This window comes from Ensifer sp. SSB1 (genome assembly GCF_016652895.1).
In the GTDB taxonomy this organism is placed as follows: Bacteria; Pseudomonadota; Alphaproteobacteria; order Rhizobiales; family Rhizobiaceae; genus Ensifer.
The window spans coordinates 1-17,134 of the sequence record NZ_JAEPRP010000050.1 but is presented as its reverse complement, the minus strand read 5'-3'; the positions used below and the strand labels follow the sequence as shown (position 1 = coordinate 17,134).

The following is a 17,134-nucleotide window of genomic DNA, read 5'->3' as shown; positions in this document are numbered from 1 at the left end:
CTTCGGGGCCGCGACCATAATAGACGCGCGGTCGCTGATCGGCCGGTATCTTGGCGAGACTGTCGTTCAGGTCCTTGATCCGCTGATCGGCATAGGTTGCCAGCGTCTCGGCGCGTTCGGTCACGCCGAGCAGGGCGCCGACGTCACGCAGCGTCTTGCCGCTATCGGCGAAGCGGCCGTCGATCAGCACGTAGGGAATGCCGGTCTGCGCCTGCACCTTGTCGGCGAGCGAGCGGTAGGTGTCGTTGACGGTGCCGACGTCGAGAATGATGTCCGGCTTGGCGGCAAGCACCGCCTCGACATTGGCGCTGCCGCCCTTGCCCGTGAGCTGGCCGTAGGTCGGCAGGTCCCGGACCGACGGCATGAGATATGCCTCTTGCTCCTCCGTCGGCTCGCGCACCCAGCCGGCGAGTTTGTCCGGAGCCAGGACGTAGGTGAGCACCGAGGCCGGCGGACCGGCGGCAAGCACGCGGGTGATGGTATCGGGAACCTCCACCTTTCTTCCGGCGGCATCGGTGATCGTACGCGCCTCGGCTGCGCCTGAGGCAAGGCCGAGCATGGCGGAAAAGATTATCGCAAGAGATTTCAACATGGAGGCCACGATAGCGAGAGGGATCGGTCGGGCCGCACTATGGCATGCCGTTATATCTCATGGAATATATTGATTTCGTGATTTGCGATGGTGGGGCTGCACCCTGATGCATTGCGATACAAATCCGCTCCTGTCGGAAACATCCGCGATACGTAGCGATGGTCCTCTGCCGCACGTGACAAGCGATCTGTGCCTCGGGCATCGATCCCATGCGGAGAGACGGTGATGATCCTCTTTGTTGTAGCCTATCTTGCCGGCGTGCTGACGATCGTCAGCCCGTGCATCCTGCCGGTGCTGCCATTCGTGTTTGCCCGCGCCGGCCAGCCTTTTTCCACCAGCATTCTCCCGATGCTGCTCGCCAAGATCGTGACCTTTGCAGGTATCGCCTCGCTTGCAGCCATCGGCGGCAACTGGGCGGTGCAGGCGAACGCCTATGGCCGCTACGCAGCGATCGCGATGCTCGCCGTCTTCGGCGTGACACTGCTCTCGACTCGGGCTGCCGCCTTTGTGACCGGTCCGTTCGTCGAGCTCGGCAACCGATTGTCGAGGAAGGCGGCGACCGGGGAGAAGGGCGGCGTCGGCGGCTCGATCCTCCTTGGCGTTGCGACCGGTTTGCTCTGGGCGCCCTGCGCCGGTCCGGTGCTCGGTCTGGTGCTGACCGGGGCGGCGCTGAACGGCGCGAATGTGCAGACGACGCTGTTGCTTGTCGCATATGCGGCCGGTGCTGCGACCTCGCTGGCGCTCGCTGTTTTGGCAGGCGCCAGAGTATTCGCGGCGATGAAGCGCTTCCTCGGCATCGGCGACCGCATCCGCCAAGGTCTCGGCGTTGCAGTGCTTGCCGGCGTTGGCGCGATCGCGCTGGGCCTCGACACCGGACTTTTGGCGCAGCTTTCCTATGCGAGCACGTCGGGCGTTGAACAGTCGATCCTCGATCGCCTGCGCAGCGCTGCATCGCCCGTGGACGTCGCAAGCACCCGTATGACCCTTGCCGCAAAGGATACGCGACAGGCGGCCTATCGCAGCGACCTTCCGGTCGAAGGACAGTTTCCGTCGCTTGACGGTGCAGTTCAGTGGCTGAATTCGAAGCCGCTGACGCCGGCCGAGCTTCGCGGCAAGGTCGTCCTTGTCGATTTCTGGACCTATTCCTGCATCAACTGCATCCGCACCATCCCCTATGTCAGGGCCTGGGCCGAGAAGTACCGGGATCAGGGCCTCGTCGTCATCGGCGTGCACGCTCCGGAATTCGCCTTCGAGAAGCAGATCGGCAACGTCGAGAAGGCGGTGCGCGATTTCAAGATCAACTATCCGGTGGCGATCGACAACGATTTCATCATCTGGCGCGCCTTCTCCAACAACTACTGGCCGGCCCACTACTTCATCGATGCGGAGGGACAGGTCCGTTACACCCATTTCGGCGAGGGCGACTATGAAGGTTCCGAGCGCGTGATCCAGGAACTGTTGGCGGAGGCGGCGGGAAAGCGGAAGACCGAAAACGGGCTCGTCGCGCCAAAGGCCGCGGGCGCGGAAGCCGCGCCTGACCTCGCACGGCTCGGCTCCGGCGAGACCTATATCGGCTATGCGCGGGCCGAACACTTCGTCTCGCCGGAAGGCGTTTCGGCCGACGCCGCCCAGCGCTACACCGTTGGCGAGCCCCGCCTCAACGAATGGGGCCTCACCGGCAACTGGACTGTCGGCGCCGAAGAGGCGCGCCTCAATGCGGCAGGTGGGGGTATCACCTATCGGTTCCGGGCCCGCGACCTGCACCTGGTGCTTGGGGCCGGTGCTGGCGGCAAGCCAATCCCATTTCAGGTGACGGTCGATGGGGCCGCGCCCGGAGCGGACCATGGTGCCGATATCGACGAGAGTGGCAAAGGCGCCGTCACGGTGACCCGCCTTTACCAGCTTGTGCGTCAGTCAGGAGCTTCGCGGGAACGAACGTTCGAAATCCGCTTTCTGGAGCCCGGCGCGGAAGCCTTCGTTTTCACCTTTGGATGAGAGTTGGACATGAGCGACAAACAAAAGCAGCGGGGGCGCACCTGGTCCGTCTTCACCCGACTTGTCGTCGCCGCGACCATGGTCGGCGGTGGATTGACCTTCGCGCTCAACGGGCAATCGGCGGCACAGGAGGCAAAGCCTGTGCCGAAGGCACTTCACGATATCGCGCCGGCCGAAGGACGCCAGACAGCAGTGTTGGCCGGCGGTTGCTTCTGGGGCGTGCAGGCCGTGTTTCAACATGTGGCCGGCGTTACGGGTGTCACGTCAGGATACGCGGGCGGCAGCGCAGGTACGGCGACCTACGAGCAGACGGAAACCGGCACCACCGGGCATGCTGAAGCAGTGGAAATAACGTTCGACCCGAAGCAGGTGAGCTACGGCAAGTTGCTCGAGATCTACTTCTCCGTCGCCCATGATCCGACGCAGCTTGGCGGGCAGGGACCTGACAGTGGACCACAATATCGATCCGCAATTTTCCCGCGCAATGACGAGCAGGCGAAGGTTGCCGCCGACTATATCGCGCAACTGAACGCGGCAAACGTCTTCGCCCGGTCGATTGCGACGACGATCGAGCCCGGCAAGGCTTTCTATCAGGCCGAGGCCTATCACCAGAATTACGTCTACAACAATCCGGGCCAGCCCTATGTCGTCATCTACGAGCAACCGAAGATCGGCGCTCTGCATCGCCTGTTCCCGGGCCTCTTTCGCGAGAAGCCCGTGCTTGTAGCGGACAGTGCTGCTTAGCTGATGAGGAGCCGTGGGCCTCCCGGCGGGCCAAGCCAGTTCGGTCTTTTACACAAGGATACAGTTTCGCGGCCGGCTGCACACACCCGCGATACGCCCAAATGACACTCTGGCTGCGAGCACGTTTCGAGCCTTTGGCGGCGAAACGCCGCTGCGGTCATGATCAACGGAAGGAGCCACCATGCGTATCTTCGCAACAGTTTTCGCCATCGCCGCGCTCGCGGCTGCGCCATGCGCCTGGGATACCGACCCGAGCGAGCCCTCGCCTCTTGCCGCACTCGTCTCCGGTTCCGGATCAGCAACGGTTGCTGAGCAGGGAGCAGGATTGCTGCAAGAGGCGCCGCACGAGGAGCTTGCCGATCCATTCTTCAACTGATGATAGTACCGCCGAGACGGGCGGCCTGAACCTTTGATGCCAATCAACCTGGAGGAAAGTGACATGCTGGAGAAAACGAGAGAGCGCCAGACGAGCGGGGCTCGGACAGTATTTGTCAACGAGTTGACCAACGGGGTCCTCGACCCGACCGAACCGATGCTTGGGCCTGTCGCTGATGGCGGTGTCATCATCGCGAACACGGCGCCGGGATGTTGGGGGCCGATGATCACGCCGGAGATCCGTGGCGGACATGAGGTGACACGCCCTGTGGCGGTTGCGGGCGCTGAAGTCGGCGATGCGATCGCTATCCGGATCCGCTCACTGATCGTCACCTCTGCGGCGACGGCTTCGGGCAACGACGAGGTGGTGGCGGGACGCTTCAACGGTGATCCCTTCTGCGCGGCCGTTTGCCCGGGTTGCGGCACGGAATGGCCGCGTACGCGCGTGGAAGGTATCGGCCAGACTGCGATCCGCTGCGAGAAATGCGGCGCGGACGCGACGCCCTTCGTCTTCACCAACGGCTACACGATCGCCTTCGACGATGAGCGCCAGGTGGGGCTGACCGTCGGCAAGGCAATAGCGGAGACCTTCGCCACGGATGCGGAACGGCTGCTGGCCTTGCCGGACAGCTCGATCCAGCACCCCATTCTGACCTTTGCACCGGCCGACCTCGTCGGGGTTGCCACAAGGCTAAGACCATTCCTTGGCCAATTGGGCACGACGCCGTCGAAGGCGATGCCGGACTCGCACAATGCCGGCGATTTTGGCCAGTTTCTGACCGACGCTCCCCATGCCTATTCCCTGACCGCGGACGAACTCGCCAGGCACAAGACCGATGGCCACATGGATGTGAACACGGTGCGGGAAGGCGCGATCCTGATTTGCCCTGTCAAGGTGCCTGGCGGCGGCATCTACATGGGCGACATGCACGCGCTGCAGGGAGACGGCGAAATTGCCGGCCATACCTGCGACGTGGCCGGCACGGTGACGCTGGAGGTTCATGTCATCAAGGGGCTCAAGATCGACGGGCCGATCCTCCTGCCGGTGCTGGATGACGTGCCTTTCCTTGCGCGCCCGCTCAACGAGGCGGAACGCACCAGGGTTTCAGCACTTGCGCGCACGCACGGTGTCCGCGATGTCGAGGCCGATGCGCCGGTGACCTTCATCGGCACTGGTGCGAACCTCAACGATGCGACGACGAACGGGCTGGAACGGGCGGCAGAACTGCTCGGCCTCAGTGTTCCCGAGGTGATGAACCGCGCGACGATTGCAGGTGCCATCGAGATTGGTCGCCACCCGGGCGTGGCGCGGGTGACGTTCCGCGCTCCGCTCAATCTGCTCGACGCAAAGGGCATCGGCTCGTTTGCACGCAGTCTCTACAACCTCTGAGCCGCCTGCGTCTTGCAGGGAGCCGATTGCGAATGAAGAGCGGGGTCGACGTGATGTCGGCCCCGTCTTCTTTTGCGGACGTCGCAGTGCAGCGGGAGAACTCCTGGGGCACATCGTATCGCTCTGCCGCAATCCTGGCTCTCCAGACATTGAGATACACAGACGTTGCTCCCGAACACATCACGGATACACCGCGCACGCATGGTCACCGCGAAGTTGGATTGCATCGCACAGACGCGATCCTGACCTTCGGCAGTCGATATCTATGGCTTGAAATGCAGGAAATATGACATTTGAGACATTGCCGTTTCGCCTTACCATCGAGGCTCCCACCAAGGCAAAGGAGCTTGAAATGAGCAGGAATTCCAAGGGTACGGCACTGATCACCGGCGCGTCGTCCGGCATCGGTGCGATCTACGCCGATCGCCTGGCCCGCCGCGGCTTCGACCTGATCCTCGTTGCCCGCAACCGTGAGCGACTGAATGGTCTCGCCAGCCGTCTGGCGGACGAGACGGGGCGCGCCATCGAGGTCGTCGCTGCCGACCTCGGCAACAGGGATGATGTGAGGCGGGTCGAGAAGATCCTTCAGAGCGATGCGAGCCTCACGGTGTTGATCAACAATGCCGGCGTCGGCGCCACCGCGCCCCTGCTTGCCTCCGATGTCGACAAGATGGAGGAGATGATCACGCTCAACGTCAGCGCACTGACGCGGCTGACCTATGCGGCGGCACCTGGATTCGCCGCGCGCAGCACTGGCACGATCATCAATATCGCCTCCATCGTCGGCGTTGCGCCCGAGCTTCTGAACGGCGTCTACGGCGGGACCAAGGCCTTCGTGCTGGCCTTCACTCTGTCGCTGCAGAAGGAGTTCGCCGACAAGAACGTCCGCATTCAGGCCGTACTCCCGGGTGCGACCGCCACGGATTTCTGGGGCATTGCCGGCACGCCGCTCGAGCACGTTCCAAGCGAGATCGTCATGCGGGCCGAAGACATGGTGGACGCAGCGCTTGCCGGCCTCGACCAGGGCGAAGTGATCACCATTCCGGCGCTGCCGGATGCCGGTGACTGGGCGGCCTACGAGGCGGCTCGCCAGAAACTCATGCCCAACCTTTCCAGGAGCGCACCTGCCGCTCGCTACAACATCGGGGGATAGCTCCCGATTTCCACCGGGCTCCCAACCCGGAACTGTCTGGCGATGCCTGAGGCATCGCCCCCACAACCGAACCAGGAGAATGATGATGTCCAGACGCTATTTGCCAGATGCCAAGCGTAGCCGCTTGGCCGCCTTCGCGCTGTCGGGAGCGATCGCGATCCTGCTTCCTCCGCTTGCCACCGAGGCCGCAGGGGCTTCCTCGGCGGGCGGCACGCAGATCGCGGTCGCCACAAAGCCGGCGGCCGACGAAGCCATCCGCCCCTTCCAGTTCCGTGCCAGTGATACCGCACTTGCCGACCTCAAGCAGCGCGTCGCCGCGACCAAGTGGCCGGACCGCGAACTGGTTAAGGACGGAACCCAGGGCGTTCAGCTCGCCACCATGCAGAAACTCGCCCAGTATTGGGCGACGAACTACGATTGGCGCCGGGTGGAAAAGCAACTCAACGACCTGCCGCAGTTCGTGACCAATATCGACGGCGTCGACATCCATTTCATTCACGTGCGGTCCAAGCACAAGAACGCGATGCCGCTCATCGTCACCCACGGCTGGCCGGGCTCGATCATCGAGCAGTTGAAGATCATCGATCCCCTGACCAATCCGACTGCCCACGGCGGCAGCGAAGCCGATGCCTTCGACATCGTCATTCCTTCGCTGCCCGGCTACGGCTTCTCCGGCAAACCCAACGAACTCGGATGGGACCCGGTCCGCATCGCCAAGGCCTGGGCCGTGCTGATGCAGCGTCTGGGCTACACTCACTATGTTGCGCAGGGCGGTGACTGGGGTGATGCGGTCACGGAGCAGATGGCGTTGCAGCGGCCGGCCGGGTTGCTCGGCATCCACACCAACATGCCGGCGACGGTTCCCTCCGAGATCCAGGAGAGCCTGGACGCCGGCGCTCCGGCACCGTCGAACCTTTCGGCCGACGAGCGCCGTGCCTATGGCCAGCTCGATTTCTTCTACAAGAATGGGCTGTCCTATGCGCAGGAGATGAGCAAGCGTCCTCAGACGCTTTATGGCATCGAAGACTCGCCGATCGGCCTTGCAAGCTGGATGCTCGATCATGACGCCCGCAGCTACGAGCTGATCGCCCGTGTCTTCGATGGTCAATCGGAAGGGCTGAGCCGTGACGACGTGCTCGACAACATCACGCTCTACTGGCTGACCAACACGGCCGTCTCCTCGGCACGGCTCTACTGGGAAAACAAGCTCGCCTTCTTCCAGCCGAAGGGCATTCAGATTCCGGTAGCCGTCAGCGCCTTCCCGGATGAGCTTTATCAGGCGCCGAAGTCCTGGGCGGAAAAGGCGTTCCCCAAGCTCATACACTATAATCGCCTCGCCAAGGGGGGGCACTTTGCAGCCTGGGAGCAACCGTCCGCCCTGGTCGATGAGCTGAGGGCCTCGTTCAAGTCACTGCGTCAACCGAGCTGAAGGGAAGGGGCGCGCGATGGCGCGCCCGCCCGTTCCAACCAAGGAGAAGTGTCATGACAAATGTAGGTAGCGGCAACGAAACCCCATCGGTTGATCTGAAGTTCGAGGTCGCCGTCATTCCCGTCTCGGATGTCGATCGGGCCAAGAGTTTTTACGGTCGGCTTGGCTGGCGGCTTGATGCCGATTTTCCAGTCGGCGATATGTTCCGGGTCGTTCAGTTCACTCCACCGGGCTCGCCGGCGTCGATCCACTTTGGCACTGGGCTGACCTCGGCTGCGCCCGGCTCCGCCGGTGGTCTCTATCTCGTCGTTTCGGACATCGAAGCAGCGCGCGCCGAGCTTATCGCGCGTGGTGCTGAGGTCGGCGAAGTCTTCCACCGCGAAGGCCCCGGAAAGCCGCCGATCAGCGGCCGCGACCCCGCGCGTCGAAGCTACCGCTCTTATGCCACCTTCCGCGACCCCGATGGCAACGGCTGGCTGCTCCAGGAGGTGACCGAACGTCTGCCCGGACGCGTGAACGCCGATGTCGCGGACTTCGCTTCGGCAGCAGATCTTGCGGCTGCCTTGCGTCGAGCTGCTGCCGCGCACGGCGAACACGAGAAGCGAAGCGGTGGCCAGCACGATCACAACTGGCCGGACTGGTATGCGACATACATGGTCGCAGAGCACGCGGGCGTACCGCTTCCCGAATGAGATGCGGCTATGATCGCCGCGTTCCCTTCATGGCGGAAATCTGCTATAAGCGATCATTCCAGACAGGGATGTTGAGACATGCACAGGATAGGCTACGTCGTCTTTCCGCGATTCCAGCTCATGGGGTTCGCGGCGGTCACCGCTTTCGAGGTCGCCAATCTGACGCTCGGAGAGCAGGCCTACGGGATCGAGTTGCTGTCAGAGGCGGGCGGCGAGATCAAGTCGTCCGCCGGTTTCGGTGTGCTCACAAAAGCCTTTGACGATACGGTCTATGACACCGTCATGTTCGGCGCGGGCACCCAGATCGAACCGGTTACGCCGGGGTTGGTTGCCTTTGCGCGCCATGCACTCAAAGCCTCGCGGCGGGTGGCGGCACCCTGTACCGGCGCCTTCATCCTTGCAGAATCCGGACTGCTCGACGGCCGTCGCGCCACGACCCATTGGGTGTTTGCGCGTCAGCTCCGAGAGCATTTCCCGGAGATTAGGGTCGAGGAAGATCGCATCTTCATCGTCGACGGCAGCGTGTGGACCTCCGCCGGCATGACGGCCAGCATCGATCTGGCGCTGGCGATGATCGAAAAGGATCATGGCGAGGACGTCGCGCGCCAGGTCGCGCGCAAGCTCGTCGTCTATCACCGGCGCGCCGGAGGCCAGTCGCAATTTTCCGCGCTGCTCGAACTGGATCCAAAGTCGGACCGTATCCAGAAATCGGTCAACTACGCCAAGGCCAACTTGCGCAATGTGTTGTCGGTGGAGGAGCTCGCCGATGCCGCCGGCTTGAGTTCGCGCCAGTTCAGTCGCGCCTTCCGCTCCGAGACCGGCCAGTCGCCGGCAAAGGCCGTTGAACATCTGCGCGTAGAGGCGGCGCGCCTGTTGATGGAACAAGGGCGCCATTCCATGGACGTGATCGCCGAGGAAACCGGCTTTGCCGACAGCGATCGCATGCGCCGCGCCTTCCTGCGCACGCTTGGCCAACCGCCTCAGACGATCCGCCGCAATGCGCGTGAAGGCATCGCCTGAATCGGACGCCACCGCGGTTTGCAGTACCTTGGTAGAATTGTATCGCCGTGTATCGGCGGCCTGCCGTTCTACACTTGCTTTCAATAGGGGTCGCTGCGCACACGACCGGGATACACTGGCGCTCCATTTCTGATGGTAGTTCAGTTCACCGGAGGCACCCCATGTCGGACGAAATCAACCATCCACGGCGTCGTTTCATCGGCGCAATCGCGCTTTCGCTGGCGGCGGCGCAATTCGCTTCGACAAGCGTTGCCAGAGCGCAATCGGGAGAGAGCGCCACGCTGCGCCTGCCGGCCATCACCCCCGGGGCGAACAAGTCCTTCCCCACCCTCAAGCAGGTCGATGCGGGTGTCCTGAACGTCGGTTATGCCGAACTTGGCGCGAGCGAAGCTCCGGTCGTCGTTCTGCTGCACGGTTGGCCCTATGACATCCATACCTATGTGGATGTGGCGCCGCTTTTGGCAGATGCCGGCTATCGTGTCATCGTTCCCTATCTGCGCGGCTACGGCACGACCCGGTTTCTTTCCGCCGACACACCTCGGAATGGCCAGCAGGCGGTAATTGCCAAGGATATCATTGCGCTGATGGACGCGCTCAAGATCGAGAAGGCGGTGATCGGCGGCTGCGACTGGGGCGCGCGCACTGCCAATATCATCGCCGCGCTCTGGCCCGAACGCTGCAAGGCGCTGGTTTCGGTCAGCGGCTATCTCATCGGCAGCCAGGAGGTGAACAGGAAGCCGCTTTCGCCGCAGGCAGAGCTTGCCTGGTGGTACCAGTTCTACTTCGCCACAGAGCGTGGGTATGAGGGCTACAAGCAGAACCACAAGGAATTCGCCAGGCTGATATGGAAGCTTGCCTCGCCCAAGTGGAACTTCGACGACGCCACCTTCGACAGAAGCGCCGAAGCGCTCGAGAACCCCGACCACGTCGACATCTCGATCCACAATTATCGCTGGCGCCTCAGCCTCGCCGAGGGTGAAGCACAGTACGACGACCTCGAAAAGCGGCTGGCACAGTTCCCGACCATCACTGTCCCGACCATTACGCTCGAGGGCGACGCCAATGGTGCGCCGCATCCGGAGCCAGCGGCCTATGCCAAGCGCTTCTCCGGCAAGTACGAACATCGCCTGATCACCGGCGGCATCGGTCACAACCTGCCACAGGAAGCGCCTGTGGCCTTCGCCAGGGCGATCGTCGACGTCGATCGTTTCTAGTTCTTCTCCCGCAGCCTGCGTGGAGGCGCGGGGTTCCGGTTCGCCGGTCCCGCGCTTTTTTGCGTGCTGACGCGGCGTGTGGAGCTTGCCCGACATTGTGCGACGAGCCCTGGAGCCATTCGCAAGCGCGCAGGTCCATGCTCCGTGGCCGCCTTCGTATCATCATGTATCCATTTCGCGACTTGGCAAACTGCCACACATTTCCGCTTCCCTGATGAAACATCCCATACACCTGCGACGCGCCATCTGTGTCTCGACAGTCGCAAAGGGCAATCGGGCCCGAAAGGAACAGCTGTCGAAAGGAAGAATACGATGAGCGAAGCTGAAAAGGTACTCTACACCGGCAAGACCCACACGACCGGCGGCCGCGACGGCGCCTCTCGGAGCGACGATGGACGCCTGGACGTCAAGCTCTCTACGCCCGGGAGTTCGCGGCCGGGCACAAACCCGGAGCAGCTCTTCGCTGCCGGTTGGTCGGCCTGCTTCATCGGCGCAATCGGATTGGCGGCCGGCCAGCGCAAGGTTGCACTCCCCGCAGACCTTGCCGTCGATACCGAGGTGGACCTGCGCAATCGGGACGGTGGTTACTTCCTGCAGGCGCGGCTCAATGTCCGCCTGCCGGGGATCGATGCGGATGTGGCACGTCAACTGGTTGATGCCGCGCACCAGACCTGCCCCTATTCCAAGGCGACGCGCGGCAACATCGATGTGACGATCAATCTCGTTTGAAGAGCCCGATTGCGAAGGATCCTATAGCGTCACCAAACGGAAGCGGCGGCCGATGAGGCCCCCGCTTATTTGATTGGAGGTCTGGCCGCGTTTGGTGTGGGTCGGGCACGGGAGTGTGAAGCGACGGCGCCTTGTTATGCCTCATGCCCGATGAGGACGAATGGCAAGCTCCGCAACCAAGCCGCCGCCAGTGCGGTTGGTCAGGGTCAGAGAGGCGTTGATGGAGGCGGCAAGCTGTTGGGCGATGGCAAGACCGAGGCCCGTTCCGCCGGTATCGCGGTTGCGGGAGTCCTCCAGCCGGACGAAGGGTTTGAGGACTGCATCCAGCTGATCTTCGGGTATGCCGGGTCCGTGGTCGAGCACCTTGATCGTCACGCTGTCGTCAGCAAGCCGCTTGACCTCGATCTCGGCGCTGCCGCCGAACTTGAGCGCGTTGTCAACCAGGTTGGTCAGGATGCGTCTGAGCGCCTGAGGGCGGGTGATGATCGCGCCGCCATTGGCGCCGTTGGCGGTCACCGCCTTGCCGGTGTCCTGATAGTCATAGACGAGGCTCTCGACGAAGGAGGAAAGGTCGATGCGTGTCGCCTTTTCGACATTGCCATGGGCGCTTCGCGCATAGGCGACGCCTTCCTTGACCAGGCTTTCGATCTGGCCGAGATCCTGGATCAGCTTGTCGCGGTCGGCAAAGTCGTCCGCCATTTCGGCGCGTAGCTTCATGCGGGTGATCGGCGTCTGCAGATCGTGGGAAATGGCGGCGAGGATCTGAACGCGCTCTTCGAGATACTGGGCGATGCGGTCGCGCATCGCATTGAATGCGCTCGCCGCATAGGCAACCTCGGTCGGCCCTGTTTCGCTGAGCCGCGGCGTATTGCGGTTCGGGTCAAGCGTATCGGCAGCCGCTGCGAGGTTGACGAGTGGGCGAACCGCCTGTCGCATCGCAAACCAACTGCACAAAATCAAGAGCCCGAGTTGGACCGCGAGCACGAAAGGCAACCAATCGGCCAGGGGCATCACCCCCTTGGGATAGACGTCGATCGTTAGTGGCGACCCGTCGCTCAACGTCAGATGCGCCTGCACGTGGCGGCGATCGCCGGGAACCGTCTCCACCTTGACCGGGTATTGGGGGCCGGTCGCGCGCTGGATGTTGGCGGAAAGCTCCATGGTTGCCGGATCGAGTGACGGGTTGCCAGGAACGCCTGGGCCGAGAATGAAGCCGTAGTTGTCTCGGCTCAGGCGGTTGAGCCAGGCGCCGCGCTCGGTGGCGGGTAGGCGATCGAGTATCGCGATCGACGTCGCGATGTCGTTTTCCAGCGTGTTGAACATGACGGACTTCGCCGCAACGTAGCGCTCGAAAAAGAGGACCGTGAACGACATGACATGCGCGATGGTGAGACCGGCCAGCAGGATAACGAAGAGCCGCGCCCTGAGCGTGCGCGGCCATAACCGGATCCCTTTTGCCTCTGCGCTTGGCGTCATTCGCGTGCCTCCACGATCTCGATGGGAACCGAGAAGACGTAACCCTCGCTGCGCACCGTCTTGATGTAGATCGGTTCGCGAGCGTCATCGCCGAGCCGCTGGCGGACCCGGCTGACGAGCAGATCGATCGACCGATCGAAGAGCTCGGCCTCGCGCCCTTGGGTGAGATTGAGCAACTGGTCACGGTTGAGAACGCGCTGGGGGTGGTCGATGAACACCTTCAGCAGCCGATACTCGGCGCCGCTGAGCGCGATCACGGTGCCGTCCGCGTCGATCAGGTGCCGGGCGGTGGTGTCGAGCTTCCACTGACCAAAGCGCAGCAGCTGTCCGGCCTCCGAAATCTGCAGGTTCGGCGGCAGCATGCGCGCGCGCCGGAGCACGGCCTTGATGCGGGCGAGCAGTTCGCGCGCGGAGAACGGCTTGGAAAGATAGTCGTCGGCACCCATCTCGAGGCCCAGGATCCGGTCCATCTCGTCGCTGCGGGCCGTCAGCATGATGATCGGGATCGCCTTGTGTTTGCCGGCGCGCAGTTCGCGGCTGAGCACGAGCCCGTCGTCGCCCGGCATCATCACATCGAGCACAATGAGATCGACGGTATCTCCTTCGAGGAAGCTGCGCATCTGTCGCCCGTCGGCAACGGCTGTTGCGCGCAACCCGTTCTTCTTGAGGTAACCGGACACAAGTTCGCGAATTTCGCGGTCGTCATCGACAATCAACACGTGGTCGATATGCTCCATCGAGCAAACTCCTCAAATCCGGTTTGGTCTTGGCATTCCTGGCGGCTTTACCCGGCGAAGGCCCAGGGCATCCTCAATGGCACCTCGGATATGTCCTCGGTGTGTTCGCAACATCCAGACTTGCATGAGAATGTAAAGCAAGCGCCTCCCGATACATTTCGACACAAATTTGCAAACGAAACCCGCCGCTTGCTGTCAAGTGGCGGGTTTCAAGTACGTCCTGTCCGCGGCGTCAGCCCCTTGCCTGAGCTGCCAGCTGGGCGCGATACTGCGCGGTCGGCAGGCCGCCCCAGCCCCAGTTGTCGAGTTCGACTTCCTCGATGACCACATAGGTGGATTCCAGCGGCTTGTTGAGCACGTCGAGCAAGACCTGGCTCACGCCTTTGATGATTTCAGCCTTCTCCTCGGCCGTGACTGTTTTGCGGCCCGGCGCGGTGCCTTCGCGGGTCACCTGAACTGTTACGATCGGCATTGTCGTTTCCTCTTCAGAACTGGATGTTGATGGCACCATCAGGTGCCGCCTTCTTGTGTGATGGCTAGCAAGGCGCGGGGGCGGCCAGAATTGGGGTCATTGCACCCCACCCTGCGCGCCTCAGTTGCCTACCAGCGCCCGGCGTTCTGCCCGCCGTCGACATGCAGGATCTCACCGGTGACGAAACCGGCGCCCTCCAGGTAGAGGACGGCGTCGACGATATCGCGGATCTCGCCCATGCGGCCGACGGGATGCAGCGTCGAGAGGGCGGCGTGTGTTTCCGGCGCGTGCATCGGGGTCTTGATGATGCCCGGCGAGACGGCATTGACGCGCACGCCAGTCTTGGCAAATTCAATGGCGAGCGCCTGGGTCACGGAGTTCAACCCACCCTTGGTGATCGATGCGAGGGCCGCCGGAACACCGGCAATCGGCTGGTTCACGAGGCTGGTGGTGATGCTGACAATATGGCCGGACCCTTGCTTCAGCATCTCGCGCGCCGCATGCTGGGTAATGTGGAAGAAACCGGCGACGTTCACTCCGAGGTTCAGGTCGTAGTCTTCCTGGGTGAATTCGGTGAACGGCTTGGCGGTGAAAACGCCGGCATTGTTGACCAGCGTGTCAATGCGGCCAAACCGTTCCAGACCCAGGCGAACGACCCGCTCGGCAGTCTCAGGCTTGCTGATGTCGCCGGCGACACTGAGGACGCCGGCGTCCGAGCTTTCCCGAATGGACCGGGACGTGGCGATGACGCGGTAATTGCGATCGCGGTAGGCTTGAACCAGGGCGGCGCCGATACCCTGCGATGCACCGGTGATGATGGCGACCTTCTGCTCATTGCTCATGGATGTGATCCTTCTTCGATTGCAACGGGCGTTTCGCTTGGCCCGTCCTCCGCCCTCGGCGTTGGTGCAATCAGATTTAGACCCATCCGATGTGTGGGAGAATTGATGTCATACGGCGCTCAGTTCGCCGAAAATCGGCATAATTAGCCGAACGCGCCGGCGTCCATTGCCATGCGTGCGAACTCGGTTCGGAGACGCGGCAGCGCGAAATCGGCAAAGGCCCGAACCTTGGGAACCGACATGCGGCCCTGCGGCGCAAGAAGATGCACCGGCATCGCGGGGTGCTCCGCATCAGCCAGCACGATCTTCAGGCGTCCGTCACAGACATGGCGGGCGACATGATAGGAGTAGAGCCGGGTGAGGCCTGTACCGGCGACGGCGGAGTCGGCGGCAGCACGTACGCTGTTGACGACGTATCGCGGTGTGAACTGCACCGTGCGGGGGATCAAGGAGCCCTCGGCGGGGGTGAATGTCCAGGAATCGAGGCCGAAGTTGGTGAAGGCGACGATATGCTGCTTGGCGAGATCGGCCGGCTCGTCGATCCGCGGGTGGTTGGCGAGATAACGGGGCGAGGCGACGACGACGCGCCTGATATCGCCGCCGATCCGTGTCGAAATCAGCGAAGAGTCGGCGAGATGGCCGATGCGCAGCGCGATGTCGACACCCTCGTCGACGAGGTTCACGAAACGGTCAAGCAGGAGCAGCCGGGCCGAGACCGCAGGATAGGCATTGAGGAAGTCGTCGAGGATAGGACGCAGTACCTCTTCGCCGACGATCGGCGGCGCGGAGATCGTCAGCGTTCCGCGAGGGGCAGCACGTTCGCCACCTGCGAGCATGTCGGCCTCTTCGAGATCGATCAGCACCCGCCGGCAGGCAGCCGCGTAGCGCTGGCCGGCTTCGCTGAGCTTCAGCGATCGCGTCGTTCGGTGCAGCAATTCGACCCCGACGTGAGCTTCGAGCAGGTTTAAGGCGCGACTGACCGCCGTCGGCGATCGCTTCAGCCGTCGGGCTGCCGCCGCCAGGCTACCTTCGTCGACCGCGGTCACGAAAACTTTCATTGCATCGATACGATCCATTCTGCCGACTTTCGCGATGATCCTTGCCAGATGGCAAGCATCCACCCGCACTCCGGTCGAAGTAAAGAGGCAGGCTCGGCTCTCGCGTCAGAGGGACGTGACCACGATCCTTCACGATGGCAATCAATCGGCGAACAGCTTCTCGATCAGGCCGGCCGCCGAGCCCTGCCAAAGTTCACCCCTGCCAGTCCCCGCCCAAAGGGAAAGGAAGTCTGCCGATCCCTTTGCGGCGGATGCCGCTCTGATGTCTCGGGTGAACTTGTTCTGAGCGGGGAAGGGCATCACCGCAGCGGCGTCCACCTCGTTCATGAAGCGGTTCACGACGCCGCGGGCAAACCGCCCGGAGAAGGCGCGTGTGGTGCGCGTCGTGCGTTCCACGCCTTGGAGGGCAGTGCGATAGGGTGCCGAGGTTCCGGCCTCGGTGGTCGAAAGAAAGGCCGTCCCCATCTGGACGGCGCTGGCGCCCATGGCGAGCGCCGAACGGATATCGGCGGCGGTCATGATGCCGCCAGCCGCAATCAACGGAACCTTCACCTTCCGAAGACTTTGCGCCAACAGATCCGCAAGACCGAGTTCGGGATCCGCGGCGCTCGGGTCGAAGATACCGCGGTGCCCGCCGGCCTCAAAACCCAGGAGGGTGATTGCATCGACGCCGCTCTCTTCGAGTGCCTGTGCCTCCTCCGGTGTCGTCGCCGTGCCAACGATCAGCATCCCTGCCTTGCGCGCGGCCCGCACATGCTCGGCGCGCAATACGCCGAAGACGAAGCTGAGGACTTCCGGCTTTGCTTGCAGCACGGCATCGAATTGCTGATCGAAGTCCTCTTCGTAGGGTGCTGAAAACGACGGCTCCGGCAGATCCAGTTCGGTGCGATACTTAGCCGTCGCCGCCACCGCGCGCTCGATCATTGAAGCGTCGACCTGCGGTTCAGGGTGCTGGATGAAGAGGTTGATCGCGAACGGACGGTCGGTGTGCGCGCGGACCTTTTCGACGAACCCAGTGATGGCGGCCGGGTTTGAGTAGGCGGCGCCGACCGAGCCCAGCGCTCCGGCTTGCGACGACGCTATGACGAGTTCCGGCGATGAGGGGCCGCCGGCCATCGGCGCGACGACCAACGGGTATTTCAGGCCAAGTTTCGCCAGGGGATCGCGGTTCATGCCCTTGCACATGATGTAGGAAAGGATCGCACCGGAGGAGCCG

17 protein-coding genes are annotated in these 17,134 nt (G+C 63.0%); 10 read left to right on the top strand and 7 right to left on the bottom strand.

What is annotated here, in order from left to right; translation table 11 throughout:
* Positions 1–592: ABC transporter substrate-binding protein (locus tag I8N66_RS14615; protein ID WP_291154708.1), on the bottom strand; the 592-nt coding region annotated here is incomplete at its 3' end.
* Between the two features lie 225 nt (positions 593–817).
* Between I8N66_RS14615 and I8N66_RS14610 the strand changes: the two genes are divergently transcribed.
* The 10 genes from I8N66_RS14610 to I8N66_RS14565 all read left to right on the top strand — a co-directional run bounded on the left by I8N66_RS14610 (position 818) and on the right by I8N66_RS14565 (position 11,333).
* A complete protein-coding gene (locus I8N66_RS14610; RefSeq protein WP_291154706.1) occupies positions 818–2,587 on the top strand; it encodes a cytochrome c biogenesis protein DipZ in 1,770 nt (589 codons plus the stop codon).
* 9 nt (positions 2,588–2,596) lie between these two features.
* Positions 2,597–3,331 carry a peptide-methionine (S)-S-oxide reductase MsrA gene (gene msrA / locus I8N66_RS14605; RefSeq protein WP_291154705.1) on the top strand — a complete coding sequence of 245 codons (735 nt, stop codon included), beginning with the start codon at positions 2,597–2,599 and terminating at the stop codon, positions 3,329–3,331.
* A gap of 181 nt (positions 3,332–3,512) precedes the next feature.
* Positions 3,513–3,707: a hypothetical protein gene (locus I8N66_RS14600; RefSeq protein ID WP_113535091.1), complete on the top strand. Its 195-nt coding sequence runs from the start codon at positions 3,513–3,515 to the stop codon at positions 3,705–3,707.
* Between the two features lie 63 nt (positions 3,708–3,770).
* Complete coding sequence (locus I8N66_RS14595; RefSeq protein ID WP_291154702.1) at positions 3,771–5,096, top strand: acetamidase/formamidase family protein; 1,326 nt, start codon at positions 3,771–3,773, stop codon at positions 5,094–5,096.
* A gap of 352 nt (positions 5,097–5,448) precedes the next feature.
* On the top strand, positions 5,449–6,249 hold the full coding sequence (locus tag I8N66_RS14590) for an SDR family oxidoreductase (RefSeq protein WP_113535235.1): 801 nt from the start codon (positions 5,449–5,451) through the stop codon (positions 6,247–6,249).
* An 85-nt stretch (positions 6,250–6,334) separates the two neighbouring features.
* The gene (locus I8N66_RS14585) at positions 6,335–7,678 is read left to right on the top strand and encodes an epoxide hydrolase family protein (protein ID WP_291154699.1); all 1,344 of its coding nucleotides are present in this window, start codon (positions 6,335–6,337) and stop codon (positions 7,676–7,678) included.
* Between the two features lie 53 nt (positions 7,679–7,731).
* On the top strand, positions 7,732–8,370 hold the full coding sequence (locus tag I8N66_RS14580; protein WP_291154697.1) for a VOC family protein: 639 nt from the start codon (positions 7,732–7,734) through the stop codon (positions 8,368–8,370).
* 78 nt (positions 8,371–8,448) lie between these two features.
* Positions 8,449–9,390: a GlxA family transcriptional regulator gene (locus I8N66_RS14575; RefSeq protein WP_113535087.1), complete on the top strand. Its 942-nt coding sequence runs from the start codon at positions 8,449–8,451 to the stop codon at positions 9,388–9,390.
* Positions 9,391–9,551: 161 nt separating this feature from the next.
* The gene (locus tag I8N66_RS14570; RefSeq protein ID WP_291154694.1) at positions 9,552–10,604 is read left to right on the top strand and encodes an alpha/beta hydrolase; all 1,053 of its coding nucleotides are present in this window, start codon (positions 9,552–9,554) and stop codon (positions 10,602–10,604) included.
* A gap of 312 nt (positions 10,605–10,916) precedes the next feature.
* Positions 10,917–11,333 (top strand): organic hydroperoxide resistance protein, encoded by a 417-nt coding sequence (locus I8N66_RS14565; protein ID WP_291154692.1) that lies wholly within the window; start codon positions 10,917–10,919, stop codon positions 11,331–11,333.
* Between the two features lie 141 nt (positions 11,334–11,474).
* Here the strand turns inward: I8N66_RS14565 and I8N66_RS14560 are convergent, their stop codons facing one another.
* The 6 genes from I8N66_RS14560 to I8N66_RS14535 form a co-directional block, all read right to left on the bottom strand.
* Complete coding sequence (locus I8N66_RS14560; protein ID WP_291154690.1) at positions 11,475–12,809, bottom strand: HAMP domain-containing sensor histidine kinase; 1,335 nt, start codon at positions 12,807–12,809, stop codon at positions 11,475–11,477.
* Complete coding sequence (locus I8N66_RS14555) at positions 12,806–13,546, bottom strand: response regulator (protein WP_223728807.1); 741 nt, start codon at positions 13,544–13,546, stop codon at positions 12,806–12,808. Before I8N66_RS14555 ends, I8N66_RS14560 begins: the two co-directional genes overlap by 4 nt.
* 232 nt (positions 13,547–13,778) lie before the next feature.
* The gene (locus I8N66_RS14550) at positions 13,779–14,018 is read right to left on the bottom strand and encodes a 4-oxalocrotonate tautomerase family protein (RefSeq protein WP_291154687.1); all 240 of its coding nucleotides are present in this window, start codon (positions 14,016–14,018) and stop codon (positions 13,779–13,781) included.
* Positions 14,019–14,146: 128 nt separating this feature from the next.
* Complete coding sequence (locus I8N66_RS14545; protein WP_291154685.1) at positions 14,147–14,860, bottom strand: SDR family oxidoreductase; 714 nt, start codon at positions 14,858–14,860, stop codon at positions 14,147–14,149.
* A gap of 143 nt (positions 14,861–15,003) precedes the next feature.
* Positions 15,004–15,936, bottom strand: a complete 933-nt coding sequence (locus I8N66_RS14540; protein ID WP_291154683.1) for a LysR family transcriptional regulator — start codon at positions 15,934–15,936, stop codon at positions 15,004–15,006.
* Between the two features lie 123 nt (positions 15,937–16,059).
* A partial coding sequence (locus tag I8N66_RS14535; protein WP_365887297.1) for a nitronate monooxygenase occupies positions 16,060–17,134 on the bottom strand: 1,075 nt, incomplete at its 5' end.